Source organism: Oceanobacillus sp. FSL K6-0118 (assembly GCF_038006665.1).
Classification (GTDB): domain Bacteria; phylum Bacillota; class Bacilli; order Bacillales; family Amphibacillaceae; genus Oceanobacillus; species Oceanobacillus caeni.
In genome coordinates, this window is sequence record NZ_JBBOVR010000003.1 from 14,857 (window position 1) to 31,775 (window position 16,919).

The following is a 16,919-nucleotide window of genomic DNA, read 5'->3' on the forward strand; positions in this document are numbered from 1 at the left end:
TTTGTACATTTAAATTAAAGCTATAAATTAAATGGTTGACTTCTACAATTATTTTTTATGCAACGCTAGTGTTTTGTTTTATAGTAAGGAGAAATACTACAGATTACATTATAGTTTGTTTAAAATATAACGTTCTACATTTAAGTATAACTTTTTTCTTTATATAGATATACAAGTGAAGAAAAGTACCACAGAAACAGGCTACTTGTCCCATAACAAAAAGTATTGTCATAATACTGGATAATCATTGCCAAATGCTCCTTTATGAATGAAATGTCGCTTCTCAATCAATTTTCCGGTTTACCATTCGTTTCCATCCCCGGTACACACTAGCAATCTTAATCTCCCTGACTTTTTGTATTAACCTCGACGAATAAAGCATCATGTTCAAGTGGCCCGTCTTTTTCTAGAACAACCTCCGTATTTAGAATCTGTTAACGTATACCATATCAATGGAAATAAATCTCAAATATAAAAGGTCTACTAAACGCAACTGATGATAAATCCTATTAACATGAAAACAAATAGAAGAGGTACTCTTTTTCGAAAAAAGTACCTCTTCCATACTTTTCAGAGATAAATTACCTTATATTTAACTTATCTCTTGCAACTCTTTTTATATTTGGGTTTGTAAAAATATCAGAAGCATCATCACTAGGTGAAGAAAATTCCGTAATTACAGCTCCTTCAGGTCCTGCTTTAAACCAATGACGGATATCTGGATCAATGGTATATTGTTCTCCGGGTTCTAAAACTATTTCTTTACTGGATGTGTAAAAATTCCTATGTTTCTCTGGAAGAACTCCTTGTATTTTAGCATCTTCTAATTCTTCAGTACCCTCCACATATAAATATACCTTCCCCCACCTACATCTAAACGTTTCTTGTTTACCTAATTTATCATTAAATGATGGATGCATATGCTCGGGACATATTTGATCTGGTAATAATACCATTTCTTTTGCACAATACCTTTCATTATTTACATAAACTACTAAGTTTAGTGCTTCCTCTCTAATATTATTTAGACCAAAATCAGCATAATCAATATTCTCTATCTCTTTATCTGAAAGAACTACATTCGCCTTTTTATATAAGTTAATAACATCTTTCTTGTATTCTCCTGATATATAAGACATAATACCTCTCCTTTAAGGTGTTAAGAAATTTTAATTGAACTTAAATCAATATCTACCTCTTTATCATCACCAATATTAACTTGATCTCTACTTACCGGTTTCTTCAGAATAAATAATACTATTGCAGTGGCTAATGAGCCTATTAATAATGCTAGTAGGAATGCCCATGGCTGAGTCATGGTTACCATAGCTAGCATCCCCCCATGTGGTACTGCTGAATCAGCTCCCCATAGCATCGATAAGGCTCCACCGACCGCGCCACCAACACCTGTTGCAATTATACAGCGGAAGAGATCATTTAAAATAATCGGATAACACCCCTCTGTAATCATCACAATTCCCATAGGAAACGCCGTTTTTAATGTTTCCACCTCATTCTGTGAATAAATATTTTTCTTAAATGGTTTTTGGAAGAAGTATGCCATCGTCATTCCAAATGGTGTAACCATTGACGCTAACATTAAAACTGTAATTGGTTCGTAAATTCCCTCTACTTGCATACTCAACACAAAGGCAAATACAACCTTATTTACGGGTCCACCATAATCTATTGATGATAAAATTCCTATAATGATACCATAAAGCACTTTATCTGAAGTATCGAGTGCATTTAGGTAATCTTGCAAGAGTATTGTTCCCGCTGCTACAGGTTTTCCAATAACAAAGTACATGATGAGCCCAGACAAAACGGAAGATATAAGTGGAATTAATAGCATTGGTTTTAATCCCTCTGCCCAAAAAGGTACTTTTAATTTATCTGTAATGTACTTTGTTAAATAGCCAGTAATAAAACCTCCCAAAATTCCACCTAAAAAACCAGCTTGAATATTTATTGCAGCAAGCCCAATAACCATACCAGGTGCAATACCTGGTTTATCAGCAATGGAGTATGCAATACCAACAGATATTACTAACGGCAATAAACCTAAAACGAGTCCACCCATCGTAGTTAAAGTATCAAAAAATCCGAATCCCACTTCAATATCCGTAATCTGATTTCCGCCGCCGATATTACCAATTGCCAGCATAAATCCTGCGCCCACAACTACTGGGATTAGATAAGATATAGCAGTCATTAAATGTTTTTTTATTTGTAAATTTTTCACTTTCATCTACCTTTCAAGGTATAATTGAAACATGCTAGATTATAAAAAATAAACGAATCAAAAAACTTCTTTAACAAGCTACTTTTTTCTACACATTTAAAACTAGATAATTGTGATTCAGTTATTTACTTGATTTGATTCCTCAACAAGTTCCTCTACCCTTTTTATTAATTTCTTTGGAGCTCGAATAACAATTTCGGTTGGAATCTCTATTACCTTTTTATCTTTAAAACGTTCTTTTCCGGATACTTTAACATCCGCTGCAATAACCACAACATCCGCTTCCCTAATTTGTTCTTCTGTTAATTCATCTTTACGTCCAATAGTTCCTTGTGTTTCCATATGAATTTCGTGTCCAGCTTGCTGGGCGGCTTTTATTAACTTTTCCTTGGCGATATAAGTATGTGCAATTCCAGCAGTACATGCAGCAATTCCTATAATTTTCATACATATTCCTCCTTAAGAAAAACATCTTTTATTTCTTGAACACTTTTTGCATCTAACAAAGCGTCAACTGCAGAGTCATTTCCTAATTTTGTTGCAAATTCCGATAAAAGTAATAAATGATTATCTGCTGATTCTCTATCCTGATTAACTGCAAACAAGCAAACTACTTTAACCCCATTGTCATCTAGTGTTTCCCATTTGATTTCGTTTTGAAACTTACCAATGGCTATCCCAATATTGGTAACGCTCTCACTTTGACCATGAGGAATAGCGATATAATTCCCTATTCCTGTTGGTCCTTGCGCTTCCCTATCATATATATCTTTTTTAAAATTATTGACGTCATTAATATAACCAGCATCTTTTAATTTTTTAGAAAGTAAGGTTATAGCTTGATCCTTATTTTCTGCTACCAAATTAACAGCTATTATTCTTTCATCCAAAATTTCTCCTATTTTCATATAAGTCCCCCTACCTTCTCCTTAAAACTATCTAGAACATAGCATTTCGCCTTGTTAGCAGTATTAAAAATATCAATTTTATGATTGGCAGTTTTCCTAGCTTCGTAAATACAATTAGGAAATATTACATTTGGTTCTCTAATTTCTGGGTTATCTCCATTTAGGATTTCTCTTAATTTATTTGTAAAGGAGATCTTAATATCGCTCGAAATATTGATTTTTGCAATTCCTAATTTTATTGCTTCTATTACTTCATGATCAGGATTACTTGATCCCCCATGCAAAACTAAAGGGATATCTGTCACCTTGGATATTTCCTCTAAAATGTCTAAACGTATTTTAGGTTTAACATCTTTTGGATAAATACCATGCGCTGTTCCAATCGCTACTGCTAACGAATCAATATTTGTTCTACTTACAAATTCTTCTGCCTTTTTAGGGTCCGTATAAATTACTTCAGAAACCCCACCCTCTACTGTATTGCCAGTATCTCCAATTGTCCCCAATTCTGCCTCTACTGAAACTCCTTGCGCATGTGCAATCTCAACCACTTTTTGTGTCATTTTTATATTTTCTTCAAAAGGCAAGTGAGAACTATCAATCATGACAGAAGTAAATCCTAATTTAATAGCATGTATGACTTGCTGAATCGTAGATCCATGATCTAAATGTATGGCAATTGGAACCTTTGTATGCTGAGCCTCATAGATTACTTGAGATACAAAACTATCACGTAAAAATTCTAGTTCAAGAGGATGGATAGCCATTATAAATGGTGCATGTTTTTCTTCAGCACTCTCCATTACCGCAGTCAATAATTGACCACTACCAGCATTAAAAGCAGGAACAGCAAACTTATTCTCCTTGGCTACATCTAACATTTCCTTCCCAGTAATTAGCAAATCAAATCTCCCTCTCTATTTTTATTTAGAAAAGAATTGCTTAAGTACAATTCCTTTTCTTAAAAAGTATTTCTTCTGCGAATAGTCCAAGCCCAACTCTAACCTTCCCAATTTTTTGAATATTAACTATAGTCACATAATAATTAGAATATTTTCTTTTGTCAACGTTTTTTTACTAATTTTTTTCTTTAGTTTTTTTAACTTACTAAAAATATTGTAAAATACATTCCCATCCCCTATACTTAAATTAAAATAATAATTTTAAAAATTTTAACTAATGGAGAGATTCTTATGTTCGCTGAAAAAAGAAGAAGAAGAATTCTCGATATATTAAAAGAAGAGGAATCTATCTCAGTAAATGAATTAGCTCATTCCCTTAATGTTTCCCTTCCAACAATCCGGTCAGACTTAAACCTTTTACAAAAAGAAAATAAACTGGAACGAACTCATGGGGGGGCTGTTTTAGTGAACCCCAGCCCAAAGACTCCACATGAACAAAGTTATGATACTCGTGAAAAATTAAACATTCACCAAAAAAGGGAAATTGCTACTAAAGCTTATTCTTTAATACAAGATTCCGAGTGTATCATTCTTGATTCTAGTTCAACCTGCTTTGAACTAGCTAAACTATTAGAAAACAGTGAATTGGAAATTACAGTACTAACGAATGGCTTTAAAACAGCTGATTTGCTTAGGGAAAACTTAAATCTAACAGTTATATTGATTGGCGGAATCATTCGAAAAAAATCAAATGCGATCGAAAGTCTTTTAGGAGAAGAAATATTTGACAAAATTAATATTGACAAAGTATTCTTTTCTTCTTATGGAGTTTCATCCAAGAATGGATTTTCAGACTTTAATTTGTATGAAGTTGAATTGAAGAAAAAGATGCTTCAAGTTTCAAATCAGAATATCGCCTTAATAGATAGCTCGAAGTTTAATAACAGTTCTATTTCTAGTATTGCTAAAATAGGTGATGTATCAACCATCATTACAGATAAAGATATTGATCCATTTATTCTCAATAAATATAAGAAACATACTAACTTTATTGTTTAAAAAGAAGGGATTACTTAAAGAGTTCTAAAGGAGACTATTTCCGTGAAATATGTAATTGGTATAGATATAGGCACCAGTGCGGTAAAAATCATATTAGTTAATCAAGAAGGAAATGTCATACGTGAGATATCAAGAGAATATCCAATAATTCAGAATGGGAATGGTTTTATTGAACAAAATCCAGATGATTGGGTAAAAGAGACTATTAAGGATTAACTATACTTTTACAGAGATTTGATGGGAATCCGAATGACATAGAAGGCATAAGTTTTTCTGGTCAAATGCACGGACTTGTTCTATTAGATGAAAATAATAGCGTATTAAGAAATGCTATTCTTTGGAATGATGTACGTACTACAAAAGAATGTGAGGAAATATATAAACGAGTTGGTAAAAAAAAGTTACTAGATATAACAAAAAATCTAGCTTTAGAAGGATTTACACTACCCAAGATTCTTTGGGTGAAAAATAATGAACCTAAAATATTTAAAAAGGTAAAGAAGTTCTTACTACCAAAAGACTATGTACGCTACAAGATAACAGGAGAAATCCATACTGATTATTCAGATGCGGCAGGAACATTATTATTGAATCAAACCACAAAACAATGGAGTAGAGAAATTTGCGAACTCCTAAATATTGACCCTCTTATTTGTCCATCTTTAATTAATTCACATGAAAAAGTAGGTACCGTCACACACCATGTGGCTGAAATAACAAAACTTAGCACAACTACCAGTGTATTTGCTGGAGCGACGGATAACGCATGCGGGGCAATTGGATCAAATGTTTTAGAAAACGGAAAGGTTTTAGCAAGTATTGGAACATCGGGGGTGATTCTTTCATATGAAGAAAGTAATAACAAAGATTTTAATGGTAAAGTTCATTACTTTAATCACGCTGTTCCTGACGCATATTACACGATGGGGGTAACACTTTCAGCCGGACATAGCATGGCTTGGTTTAAAAACACCTTTGCCCCAAATGTTAGTTATCAACAACTGCTTTCTGAAATAGAATATATACCAGCAGAATCAAATGGGTTACTTTTTACTTCCTACATTGTTGGTGAAAGAACACCACACGTCGATTCAAATATACGCGGTAGTTTTATTGGTATTGACACTTCTCATGATATGAAATACTTCACCCGCGCAGTTTTAGAAGGTATTACTTTTTCATTAAACGAATCTATTGAGATTTTCCGTAGAAATGGAAATAGAATGGATACCATAGTTTCTATTGGTGGAGGCACAAAAAATAATACATGGCTTCAAATACAAGCTGATATCTTTGAAGCTCAGATTGCAAAATTAACAAATGAACAGGGGTCTGGAATGCGGGCTGCAATATTAGCCGCTGTTGGTTGTGGTTGGTATAAAACTCTAAAGAAGTGTGCATCTATCTTAATTAATACACATACTGTTTACTATCCAAAACAAGAAAATAGTAAAAAATATAAGGAACTATATTCCTTATATCAAGAAATATACGGGAACACCAAGCATCTAGATGAAAGACTAAAGAATTTCCGATACTGATATATAGGGATACCATCAAAAAGGAGTGCATTACTAAATTTATCTTTTTTATTTAATGCGCTTTTTTTATGTTAATATTTTTGCACATCTTACCTATCCCAAGAATAATTTGATTCAAAAAGGATGATATATATGCCTATAACATTCCTTGGTTTCTCAATTCTAGATGAATACGTCGGTAACCATAATTTCCGTTATTTTCATTAAAAATGGATTGGATAAGCTCTTCTAGTACCTAATCTAGGTTCTCCTTCTTCATCATTTTTATATGATAATGGTAAGAGGACTCAGGGATATCGACTACTCATAAGACATCTTTTAAATTGAATTCTTCTTTGTGTTCGAATGATAACACTGCCTGTGCTTTTCAAGATAGCTTTCGGATCCATCTGAAAAACTCGCAACTTTTTTAATTATTCTAACTCCAAAAGAAGAAGTTCGTTTTCTCTTTCTAATTTTTGTTCATCTAATGGCCCTTCCGAATCAGTTGGCTCCTTCCCTTGATCAGTGGGGATGATTCATCGTCCCATTTCCCTTAAAACTAGTAGCGTACCACCAGCAAAAACGCTAAGGTAATTCAAATATAAAAAGCCTAATTTCTTGCCGTTATTAGTAAGAAATTAGGTCTTAGTTACTTTAGTTGAACGCCTGTTTTTTAGAATTACATCAATCACAAGAGACTGAGTGTAGATAACACACTTAGTCTAAGTAACTACAACCCCCATACAGGACAACTAGCGCAAGGACAATGGACCTGCCCCCCACACTCAAAACCGAAACGTCTGCACAAGATCTTGCAAATCAGTTGCCATTTGTCTCAGCATTTGGGAGGAGGCGGAGATTTCCTCCATGGAAGCTGTTTGCTCTTCAGAGGCAGCTGCAACATTTTGGCTATTTGCAGAGGCTTGATCAGAAACCGTTGAAATCGTCTCTACTAATTCCACAATAGACTGTGAGCCTTCATTGACCTCCTCGATAATGTTAGATACATGGACAGATTGTTCCGCCACGTCCTCTACCATACTCGTAATCTCCTTAAAGGTATCACCTGTTTGATTTACCAGTTTAATTCCTTGATCCGTAGACTCTTTTCCTTCCTGCATTGAGTCTACTACTTTCCTAGTTTCATTTTGAATTTCCTCAATAATTTCACGTATATGGGCTGTTGCTTCGCCAGATTGATTAGCTAGTTTTCGTACCTCTTCCGCTACAACTGCAAATCCTTTTCCATGTTCCCCGGCTCGAGCCGATTCAATCGCAGCATTTAGGGCTAATAAATTCGTTTGTTCCGAAATTTTGGCAATAATAGTCGTTATTTCTCCGACTTCATTAGATTTTTCACTTAATACTTGTTCATTAAATTAAAGGAACTAGAAAGGTCACCGATTTCATCATTATTTTTTATCTCTATTTTTTCACCCCTAAGATTTCCATTTGCAATTTCACGGGCCATATTCGAGACTTGCACAATTGGCTTCACAATCAATCGCGATACCGACATCCCTATCACTACTAACAACCCCAATGAAACAACGGCCGAAATGATTAATAGAATAAAAGTTTGCTGAACCTTTTCCTTATTATCATGAATGGCTACTTCAATTTCTTTATTAGTAGATTCGGCTAATATTTTCGACTCATCTACCATTTTAGTAGCCATTGTACTCGGAATGTCCGCTAATGAGGAAATTAATTTTACTTGGGAATTACTATCTTGATACGGAATTGCTACAGTCGCAGCATCTAGAAACAACTTATTCATGATTTCTATTTTGCGTAGACTATCCTTTTCATCTTGAGTATTCACAAGTTCCCTTGAAGTATTAATCATCTCCTGTACATTCTGATTGGCTTCTTCCATTTCAGCTACTAAATCAGCATTCCCAGATAAAAAGAACGCACGCAAAAGGTCAATTTGACTCTTTGCTTGAATTTGGATTTCATCAATATGTTCCAAAATGGTTACATGCCGATTCATGATTTCTAAATTAGACTTCTCTACCGCTTTCAATTGAGTAAAGTAAATAGCCGAGGCACTAAAAAACACGATCCCTATTACTAAAAAACTCAAGACTATTTTTTTATTGATGGAAAAAAACTTATTCTTTTCTTTTTCACTTTTTCTCATATGCCTACCCCCGCTGAGCCTTTATTTATACTTGGCTACATTATCTTTCACGATTAGTTCTGCTGGAATATAAATCGGTTCTTTCGCTACTGTTTCTCCTTTAGCCATACGAAAAGCAGTACTCATCCCCGTTTGTCCCTGCTCTTTTGCATCTTGCAAAACAGATACTGCTAATTTTTTTGACTCGATATATTGGAGGCCATCTGGAGTCCCGTCAATTCCCGCAAAAATGATTTCATCACGAATCCCGGCTTCCTCAGCAGCTTCTATAGCCCCAATCGCCATTTCATCATTATTAGCAACAACGGCATCTATTTTAATATCAGATTCAATCCATGTTTTCATAAGACTTTTTGCTTCATCTTGATTCCAGTTTGCAGTACCTTCTGACACAACCTTCATCCCTTTATGTTTTTCGATGACCTGTTTATTTCCCTTAGTCCGGTTTACTTGAGATTCTTGGCCCATTGGACCATTAATAATAGCAATATTCCCTTTTCCTTTTAAAATCTGTGCAACCCTTTCCATTTGCATGAATCCGAAAGATACATCATCCGAACCGATGAATACACTTTCCGTTTCCAAACTAGAACGATTCATGAGTACAATCGGAATATCTGCCCTTTCCGCTTTTTCTAAAATTAATTCCGCCGCAATAACATCTACAGGAATAAGCATAATCGCATCTACTCCTTGCTCAATGAACTTTTCAGCCTGCTCAATTTGCTTATTGGAATCATTCTCGGCATCTATGTATTCCGCTTTCATTTCATTGGAATGTTCATCTACATATTCTTTGACCCCATCTAACAATAAATTAAGGAACGTGTCCTCATAATTAGCATGAGCAACCCCTATCACGATCTTGTCATTTTGATTTTCTTCTTTTTCTGTCGATACATCTTCGGCCGCACTACAACCTGATATCAAAACTGTTAAAAGAAAAATAATAGAAAAGCTCATTTTCTTCCACCCCATCACTCTCACTCCTATGTATGTATAATTTAGATATTTTGTACTAGTTCAATAGTAATATTAATGTAATTTTCAACAAATTACAAGATCCTGGGAGGAACAGAACCTTATAGCTATGTGACCGCAAAAAAGCCAGAGGGACAATAAACCTGTCTCTCTGGCACTTTTTATCCTACATGCTCCGAGGTAGTATTCGGTGATTGTGTGTCCGCAATCACTTTATTTTCCCCAGATTGGATTCCAGTAATTAAAATAATGATTGAAGCAACAATGAGCATGATTAGTGGAACTTGCCAACTGTTCGTTATATCGTGGAGCATACCGAACAATGTAGGTCCGATTGCTGCTAAAAGGTAGCCGAACGATTGGGCCATACCGGACATTTCCGCTGCCTGTTTCCCATCACTCGTACGAAGACTGAAAAACATCATGGACAAGCTAAAGGCACTTCCGCCTGCAATACCGATTAGAATAACCGAAATAACCAAGAAGAAATTACTACTTGTCAGTAATAATCCAGCGATTCCAGCGGCAAATAAAATAGCTGTGATGACCGATAAAACCTTTTGATTAGTCATTTTTTCTGCAATAACAGGGATGATAAAGGTTATTGGAATGATGGCAAACTGCATCAAAAACAACATCCAGCCAGCAGCACTAGCGCTATACCCATTAGCCTGCAATATTTCAGGCAACCAAGTAATCAGTGTATAGAAAATCAATGATTGTAATCCCATAAACAGGGTAATGTTCCATGCTAAAGGTGATTTCCAGATTGAATTACCTTTTTTCGATGGGCTTTCAGCTGCTTGCAGTGATTCACGCTGTTTTTGTTTTCCTAGTTGTGGAATCCACACGAGCAATGCAATGAAAGAAATAATTCCCCAAAAGATGAGCGATCCTTTCCATCCGATATTTCCAACTGATGAAATAGGTACGCTTAAACCGGAAGCCAAAGCACCAAAAAGGTTCATAAAAACGGCGTATACCCCCGTCATTATCCCGATTTTTAAAGGAAAATTCATTTTGATAAATCCGGGTAATAACACATTGCCAAAAGCGATTGCTATTCCAATAATCATCGTTCCGACAAACAGGGCGACGGAACCAAATAAAGACCGTACGATTATCCCACAAATTAAAAGAATTAAAGAAATAAAAATAGTCCATTCCATTCCGATCCGATTTGCTATTTTCGGAGCAAATGGGGAAAGAAGGGCAAATGCCAGTAAGGGTAAAGTTGTAATCGTTCCGGCTAACCCATTACTGATGCCTAAATCATCGCGAATATAGGATATTAATGATCCCACAGATGTTAAAGGAGCCCGTAAATTCGCACCAATTAAAATAATACCGATGAATAATAGCCAAGTTTTATTTCGTTCTTGTGTATTTTCTAAGGATGTTGAAATGTTTTTATTCAAAGCCTTACCTCCATTACTTTTATTAAATAAAGAAGACTTCCATCAATGGGGGGTCCTTCATTCCCGACTGTTGGCATCACGGACATTTCTTTTACAGTTGCTTGCTCTTTTGGCCGTGATAGCAGTTAGTCGCACTTATGGATCTTTACGGGCAGTTGATCTCCCACTTACTTCCTTTGTTCCCCAGAAGATTGAGGTGGGAGTCTTACTGCCCATTTAGGTGAGATAAATGCCCTACAATCGTTCTTTAAACGCATGAATATATTCATTCACATATTTTCTAGCCCCTTCGACATCCTGTTCCCGAATTGCTCGGACTAGTTCGTGGTGAATTTCCTTGTCATAATCGAATGGTATGTCCATGATCATGATGTCATGAATGGAGGAATATAAAGGGTCTGTCATATACTCATATAAATCCTGCAATAATTGATTATTGCTCGCTTTTACAATAGCTTTATGAAATGTAATATCCGCTATAACGAATTCTTCTATGTCGTCTTTTTTGGCTGCCGCCTGACATTGCGCCATACATACTTCAATTTCCGCTAAAGCTTCCTCCGTTCTATGTTTGGCGGCCATCTCAGCTGCCTCCCGCTCTAGTGCTAGTCGTACTTCTAGCGTATCGATTAAATTGGATTTTTCGATATGGCGATTGAAGGCAGCTTCCAAAGCGCTTGACGAACGAACAATCGTCCCGCTTCCTTGTTTTGTTTCCAATAAGCCCGCATGCACCAAAGCGTGAATAGCCTCTCTTAACGTATTACGACTAACACCAAATTCCTCCATAAGTTCCATTTCTGGTGGCAACTTTTCACCAATGGGCCACTTCTCGCTTTCAATTAGATACTCTATTTGGGAAACCACTTGATCCACTAAGGATACCCTGTTTGTCTTTTTTAGCATTTTTCCACACTCCAAATTTGTAGGATGATTGGGATATTGGATATTTTATCATAGCCAACATGTATTGTAAATGGAACCGAGAAAAATCCCACTGAATCTAATTTAACCCTTGACATCCATTTTCAAATCGTATATAGTTGATTCAATCAATTTAATATTCTTAATATTTCTTATCCAGAGAGGTGGAGGGACTGGCCCTTGGAAGCCTCGGCAGCGGACTTGTAAAAGTACTGTGCCAATTCCAGAAGCAATAAGCTTAGAGATAAGAAGAGTAACTTCGATTATCTGTGTAGTAAATCTCTTCTTATCTTTAAGAAGAGATTTTTTTGTTTTTAAAAGTTATTTAATGGAGGTGGTTTCATGTCTTTAACAAAAACAGAAAATGAACTTTTAAATGCGATTGAATTACTTAAAAGGAAACAATGGGTGGATTTGACGCATACATTCGGTCCAGATTCTCCACATTTTGCAGCATTTGAAGATGCAGAAATTACAACACTTTTTACACATGATGATGGATTTTTTGCGCAACGATTTAAATTTCCTGGACAATATGGAACACATATTGATGCACCAATTCATTTCGTTCCAGGGGACAGGCGTTACTTGGAAGACCTTGAATTAAAAGAACTTGTCCTCCCACTCGTTGTCATTGATAAATCAAAAGAGGCCGAGGAAAATAATGATTTTGTTCTTTCAGTCGATGATATTTTAGAGTTTGAAAAAGAGCATGGAAAAATAGAAGCAGGTACCTTTGTTGCACTTAGAACAGATTGGAGTAAAGGTTGGCCGAACAAAGAAGCTTTTGAAAACAAAGATGCAGATGGCAATAGTCATACACCAGGATGGGGAATTGCTGCACTCCAATTTTTGTTTGAAGAAAGGAGTATTAATGCCGTTGGACATGAAACATTTGATACAGACGCAGCAATTGATGTTCGAAAAAACGGGTCACTAATTGGGGAATATTATGTCCTTGAACAAGATACGTATCAAATTGAGTTATTAACGAATTTAGATAAAGTACCTGCAAAAGGTGCTGTTATCTTCAGTATTAGTCCAAAACCCGAGAAAGCAACTGGGTTCCCCGTTCGTTCTTTTGCTATTTTACCTGAAAAAATAATGAAAATATAGGAGAGATAAAAATGACAAAAACTCTAGTAAAAGCACCATTTAGAGCAGATCATGTAGGAAGTTTATTACGTCCAGAAAGAATCCATCAAGCAAGAAAGGATTTCCAAGCTGGCAATATTACAGCTAGCGAGTTATACAAAATAGAAACAGAAGAAATTAAACAATCTGTTGATAAGCAAATTGAGGTTGGCCTACAGGCAGTTACTGACGGAGAAATTCGACGTAGATTTTGGCATACAGATTTTATGGAGCATTTAAATGGGGTGGAAGGCTATGTTCCTGAAAGCGGGTTTGCCTTTAAAGGAGAAGAAACAGAAAGATATGATGTCCGAGTCGTAGGTAAGGTTTCCTTTAACCCGGAACACCCACATTTGAAAGACTTTTCTCTTTTTAAAGAAATTGTTGGGGATCGTGCAATTGCCAAACAAACCATTCCAAGTCCAAACCAATTTTTCAACGCTGGTATCCGTAACCTAGAAATCTATCCAGATATTGAAGAATATGCGAATGATATTATTCAAACATACCGTGATGCGATCAGAGCCTTTTATAATGCGGGTTGTCGTTATCTTCAATTAGATGATGTATATATTGCTGGATTAAATGCACCAGAAATTCCATTTAATGATAGCGGATATTCTAGAGAAAAATTAATTGACCTAGCATTACGTGTCGCTAATGGGGTATTGGAAGATAAACCAGAGGATTTAACGGTAACCACTCATCTTTGCCGTGGAAATTATCGTTCAAAATGGGCATTTGAAGGTAGTTATGCGAAAATCGCTCCAACCTTATTTGCCAATGAAAAGGTAGATGGATTTTTCCTAGAATATGACGATGACCGTTCAGGGGACTTCCAACCACTAGCATACATTCCAAATGATGGTCCAAGAGTGGTTTTAGGAGTATTCACATCGAAGCATGGCGAACTGGAAGATAAGGAAAATATTATTGCACGAGTGAAAGAGGCCTCTCAATATGTTCCATTAGAAAATCTATGCATTAGCCCACAATGCGGATTCGCTTCTACCCATCACGGAAATATTTTAACCGAAGAAGAACAATGGGCGAAGCTGAAATATATTGTGGATATTTCTAAAGAAATTTGGGGGTAAGTGATCCTCATGCAGGAAACGTTAGGATAAAATAAAATACCTCCTTTTCTATACAATAGGGGTAGTCAGCTATTTCGTCGACTACCCCTATTAAATTCTGTTATCCAGCTAAGTTACTTAGTAGTGCTTGGCGCGGACTTCGGCTGCAGAAACCAATTTCAATTAAAAATTCATGCATGCAACATTTGTTGAAAATTAGACTTGCGATACATCCATCTTTTAACATATCTAAGAAGAATATCATTTGTATGATTGTTTTTTCCGATGATGGTCCGGATTTCTCTTTGATTCTCACTCGTCGGGGTTACCGGGTATTCCCCACAAATATCAAGCCCGATGACATCTTTGTTTCGGAAGAGCACTTGTAGCATTTTCAGCATTTGTTTTAGTCGCATCGTTCCGTGATCCCATCCAGTTAAAGCATCTTCTGGATGTAGTACATCTTTGTCGATACTAATGTATACAGAATCCGTCGGTATATAATTTAAAATAGATTTTATGATAATAGCAAGATTTGATTGAAGAGAGTCTTCTGTTAAAAATTTTACTTTATTATGAATAGAGTTGGGGATGTGATTGGGAGCATCTTCACTCACACCAATCATACATACTTTCTTTAACATGGGGAGAGTATTCAGGGAATCTAGGACCCAGGATCCGCAAGAAATCAAGTCATTGCTTGGGCTAGGAAGCGTGTCTGTGTGATGATCAAATAAAATTAAACTGTACGGTTTCTTTATATTGGATTGTAATACATGAGACACATAATGATAGTTTCCACTACCTAAGAAATAGATTGTGCTTCGTTTTTGACCGATTATTTTATTAGAAATATCCTTAAGCGTTTCTTTTTCGCATAATAAACTTGTATTTTCCATCGACTCAAGTTCTATCCATTCATAAGGATAAGTTTGATAAAATGTTTGCTTTTTATAGGACCCATCAAAATTTAATAAGGCCACACTACTATCCATTTTGATTTTCCTCCTTCTTAAATTTACTTTGTTTACTTTTTCACTTATAGACTAATATGTAATAAGGAAACTTCTATTGTTTTATTATAACATTTTTATCTTCTTAAAATGCTAGAATTGCTCAAATGAGCCGGAGGGATAGGCCCCTCCGGCTCATTTGCGGATTAAGCAGGTACAGTTTCTTTATTAACCTTTTTGCTTTCCTTCGCCATGGCTTCTAATGCTACCTGATTCAAATAGTTTACTGGCTTATTATAATGAGGTTGGAAAAAGAAATCAGTTAATGCTAGTTGTTCAATGGTCATGTTGTTTGCAATACCAACGCTTATTGTGTTAATCGCTTGGGTAAAGTCAGCATCAGAAATTACTTGAGCACCAACAATGCGATGTGTTTCTATTTCGTAGACTAGTTTTAATTGAATCAATGCATTTTCCGGCATAAATTCTGGCCGATACTGATCTTCTATATACGCACTGTCGACAGATAATCCCGCTAACGTTGCAGCACTTTCGGTTAAACCTGTTGACGCAATGTTATGGTCATATATTTTCAAACCTGATGTACCTTGTGTTCCGGGATGTGCTAATACTGGTGTGACAAGATTATGGGCTACAAGCGTACCCATTCTTACCGCGTTGGTAGCTAATGGGATATAAGCTGGCTGTTTTGTTGCATTATAATATACGGCACAGCAATCACCCGCAGCATACACGTCTTTTACACTTGTTTGCATATATTCATCAACGATAATGGCACCATTTCCTAGCATATCGATTTGACCTTTAAATAATTCTGTATTAGGTCTAAATCCAATACACATGACAACTAAATCCGCTCTGTATTCACCTTTATCCGTGATTACCTTTTCCACAGTGTTTGTTCCTTCAAATTTGGAAACAGTTTGTCCAAGTGCTAATTCAACGCCTCGTTCGGTAAATGTGGTTTCAACAGGTGCTGTAAAAGTATCATCCAAATAGCGATTTAAAATTCTTTCTTCACTATCAATTAATGTTACGTTTTTGCCATTTTGTTCAAAGGCTTCCACTAGTTCAACACCAATGTATCCCGCTCCAACAACGACAACATTTTCAACGGATTCAGAACGTTTGATGATTTCATTGGCGTGAGCGAAGTTTTTACATAATAAGACGTTTTCTAAATCAGAACCTGAAATCGGTGGTGTTACAGGCCAAGAACCAGAGGTAATAATTAATTTATCATAGTTATAATCTTTTGTTTCATTTGTTTTCATATCTCTTGCTTGTAACTGTTTGTTATTTATATCACAAGATGTCACTTCATGATTCATATGCATACGTACACCTTGTTTTTCAAATTGTTCTACAGAAGCGTAAAATAGCCCGTTTGGATCGTTAACTACTCCACCTACATAAAGGGCAATACCACAAGATAAGAAGGAAACATTATCATTCTTTTCAAAAACATCTATTTGTGCATCGGGATAAAGATTTAATATATTATTAATCGCTGCTGTTCCAGCGTGTGTACATCCTATAACTGCTACTTTCATAATCAATAAGCCTCCAATATATTTAATCGTTCAACATTTCACATTTAGTAGAACAATTAACTTAAATAATTAACAA

The 16,919-nt window shown here is 35.7% G+C and carries 15 protein-coding genes, 2 pseudogenes and 1 riboswitch; of the genes and pseudogenes, 4 read left to right on the forward strand and 13 right to left on the reverse strand.

From position 1 onward, the window contains the following. Positions 1 to 581: 581 nt before the first annotated feature. The 5 genes from MHI02_RS17855 to MHI02_RS17875 all read right to left on the reverse strand — a co-directional run bounded on the left by MHI02_RS17855 (position 582) and on the right by MHI02_RS17875 (position 4,055). Positions 582 to 1,139: a D-lyxose/D-mannose family sugar isomerase gene (locus MHI02_RS17855; protein WP_341166199.1), complete on the reverse strand. Its 558-nt coding sequence runs from the start codon at positions 1,137 to 1,139 to the stop codon at positions 582 to 584. A 20-nt stretch (positions 1,140 to 1,159) separates the two neighbouring features. After that, entirely contained in the window at positions 1,160 to 2,251 is a 1,092-nt protein-coding gene (locus tag MHI02_RS17860; RefSeq protein ID WP_341166200.1) for a PTS fructose transporter subunit IIC, read from the reverse strand. A gap of 111 nt (positions 2,252 to 2,362) precedes the next feature. Beyond that, on the reverse strand, positions 2,363 to 2,692 hold the full coding sequence (locus tag MHI02_RS17865) for a PTS fructose transporter subunit IIB (protein WP_341166201.1): 330 nt from the start codon (positions 2,690 to 2,692) through the stop codon (positions 2,363 to 2,365). After that, positions 2,689 to 3,153 carry a PTS sugar transporter subunit IIA gene (locus MHI02_RS17870; protein ID WP_341166202.1) on the reverse strand — a complete coding sequence of 155 codons (465 nt, stop codon included), beginning with the start codon at positions 3,151 to 3,153 and terminating at the stop codon, positions 2,689 to 2,691. The genes MHI02_RS17865 and MHI02_RS17870 overlap by 4 nt, the downstream gene beginning before the upstream one ends. Continuing rightward, positions 3,150 to 4,055 carry a ketose-bisphosphate aldolase gene (locus tag MHI02_RS17875; RefSeq protein WP_341166203.1) on the reverse strand — a complete coding sequence of 302 codons (906 nt, stop codon included), beginning with the start codon at positions 4,053 to 4,055 and terminating at the stop codon, positions 3,150 to 3,152. Before MHI02_RS17875 ends, MHI02_RS17870 begins: the two co-directional genes overlap by 4 nt. Before the next feature lie 291 nt (positions 4,056 to 4,346). Between MHI02_RS17875 and MHI02_RS17880 the strand changes: the two genes are divergently transcribed. Then, complete coding sequence (locus MHI02_RS17880; protein ID WP_341166204.1) at positions 4,347 to 5,114, forward strand: DeoR/GlpR family DNA-binding transcription regulator; 768 nt, start codon at positions 4,347 to 4,349, stop codon at positions 5,112 to 5,114. A gap of 42 nt (positions 5,115 to 5,156) precedes the next feature. Further along, positions 5,157 to 6,655 (forward strand): annotated as a pseudogene (xylB, locus tag MHI02_RS17885) (xylulokinase). Positions 6,656 to 6,794: 139 nt separating this feature from the next. On the opposite strand, the pseudogene MHI02_RS18625 reads toward xylB, so the two are convergent. From MHI02_RS18625 to MHI02_RS17910, 6 genes and pseudogenes are all read right to left on the reverse strand, one after another. After that, positions 6,795 to 6,887 (reverse strand): annotated as a pseudogene (locus tag MHI02_RS18625) (IS3 family transposase); the annotation flags it as partial. A gap of 535 nt (positions 6,888 to 7,422) precedes the next feature. After that, positions 7,423 to 7,971: a methyl-accepting chemotaxis protein gene (locus tag MHI02_RS17890; protein WP_341166215.1), complete on the reverse strand. Its 549-nt coding sequence runs from the start codon at positions 7,969 to 7,971 to the stop codon at positions 7,423 to 7,425. Between the two features lie 26 nt (positions 7,972 to 7,997). Then, on the reverse strand, positions 7,998 to 8,783 hold the full coding sequence (locus MHI02_RS17895) for a HAMP domain-containing protein (protein WP_341166205.1): 786 nt from the start codon (positions 8,781 to 8,783) through the stop codon (positions 7,998 to 8,000). A gap of 21 nt (positions 8,784 to 8,804) precedes the next feature. Continuing rightward, entirely contained in the window at positions 8,805 to 9,761 is a 957-nt protein-coding gene (locus MHI02_RS17900; protein WP_047185643.1) for a substrate-binding domain-containing protein, read from the reverse strand. A 164-nt stretch (positions 9,762 to 9,925) separates the two neighbouring features. Further along, positions 9,926 to 11,182, reverse strand: coding sequence for a CynX/NimT family MFS transporter (locus MHI02_RS17905; RefSeq protein ID WP_047185642.1), 1,257 nt, complete (start codon positions 11,180 to 11,182; stop codon positions 9,926 to 9,928). A 234-nt stretch (positions 11,183 to 11,416) separates the two neighbouring features. Further along, complete coding sequence (locus MHI02_RS17910) at positions 11,417 to 12,088, reverse strand: FadR/GntR family transcriptional regulator (RefSeq protein WP_341166206.1); 672 nt, start codon at positions 12,086 to 12,088, stop codon at positions 11,417 to 11,419. 167 nt (positions 12,089 to 12,255) lie between these two features. Further along, positions 12,256 to 12,357, forward strand: a riboswitch (SAM riboswitch). Positions 12,358 to 12,448: 91 nt separating this feature from the next. Between MHI02_RS17910 and MHI02_RS17915 the strand changes: the two genes are divergently transcribed. Next, the gene (locus MHI02_RS17915; RefSeq protein WP_341166207.1) at positions 12,449 to 13,222 is read left to right on the forward strand and encodes a cyclase family protein; all 774 of its coding nucleotides are present in this window, start codon (positions 12,449 to 12,451) and stop codon (positions 13,220 to 13,222) included. Positions 13,223 to 13,233: 11 nt separating this feature from the next. Then, a complete protein-coding gene (locus tag MHI02_RS17920) occupies positions 13,234 to 14,337 on the forward strand; it encodes a 5-methyltetrahydropteroyltriglutamate--homocysteine S-methyltransferase (RefSeq protein WP_060667675.1) in 1,104 nt (367 codons plus the stop codon). Positions 14,338 to 14,507: 170 nt separating this feature from the next. Here MHI02_RS17920 and MHI02_RS17925 read toward each other — a convergent pair whose 3' ends face one another. Both MHI02_RS17925 and MHI02_RS17930 read right to left on the reverse strand, forming a co-directional pair. Beyond that, complete coding sequence (locus tag MHI02_RS17925) at positions 14,508 to 15,311, reverse strand: arginase family protein (protein WP_216883873.1); 804 nt, start codon at positions 15,309 to 15,311, stop codon at positions 14,508 to 14,510. A 164-nt stretch (positions 15,312 to 15,475) separates the two neighbouring features. Further along, entirely contained in the window at positions 15,476 to 16,843 is a 1,368-nt protein-coding gene (locus MHI02_RS17930; protein ID WP_047185986.1) for an FAD-dependent oxidoreductase, read from the reverse strand. Positions 16,844 to 16,919 lie beyond the last annotated feature (76 nt).

Excerpts from the sequence above, each read along its gene's own strand:
- MHI02_RS17855 (WP_341166199.1), bottom strand. The coding sequence starts at position 1,139 with ATGTCTTATATATCAGGAGAATACAAGAAAGATGTTATTAACTTATAT.
- MHI02_RS17860 (WP_341166200.1), bottom strand. The coding sequence starts at position 2,251 with ATGAAAGTGAAAAATTTACAAATAAAAAAACATTTAATGACTGCTATA.
- MHI02_RS17865 (WP_341166201.1), bottom strand. The coding sequence starts at position 2,692 with ATGAAAATTATAGGAATTGCTGCATGTACTGCTGGAATTGCACATACT.
- MHI02_RS17870 (WP_341166202.1), bottom strand. The coding sequence starts at position 3,153 with ATGAAAATAGGAGAAATTTTGGATGAAAGAATAATAGCTGTTAATTTG.
- MHI02_RS17880 (WP_341166204.1), top strand. The coding sequence starts at position 4,347 with ATGTTCGCTGAAAAAAGAAGAAGAAGAATTCTCGATATATTAAAAGAA.
- MHI02_RS17895 (WP_341166205.1), bottom strand. The coding sequence starts at position 8,783 with ATGAGAAAAAGTGAAAAAGAAAAGAATAAGTTTTTTTCCATCAATAAA.
- MHI02_RS17900 (WP_047185643.1), bottom strand. The coding sequence starts at position 9,761 with ATGGGGTGGAAGAAAATGAGCTTTTCTATTATTTTTCTTTTAACAGTT.
- MHI02_RS17910 (WP_341166206.1), bottom strand. The coding sequence starts at position 12,088 with ATGCTAAAAAAGACAAACAGGGTATCCTTAGTGGATCAAGTGGTTTCC.
- MHI02_RS17915 (WP_341166207.1), top strand. The coding sequence starts at position 12,449 with ATGTCTTTAACAAAAACAGAAAATGAACTTTTAAATGCGATTGAATTA.
- MHI02_RS17920 (WP_060667675.1), top strand. The coding sequence starts at position 13,234 with ATGACAAAAACTCTAGTAAAAGCACCATTTAGAGCAGATCATGTAGGA.
- MHI02_RS17925 (WP_216883873.1), bottom strand. The coding sequence starts at position 15,311 with ATGGATAGTAGTGTGGCCTTATTAAATTTTGATGGGTCCTATAAAAAG.
- MHI02_RS17930 (WP_047185986.1), bottom strand. The coding sequence starts at position 16,843 with ATGAAAGTAGCAGTTATAGGATGTACACACGCTGGAACAGCAGCGATT.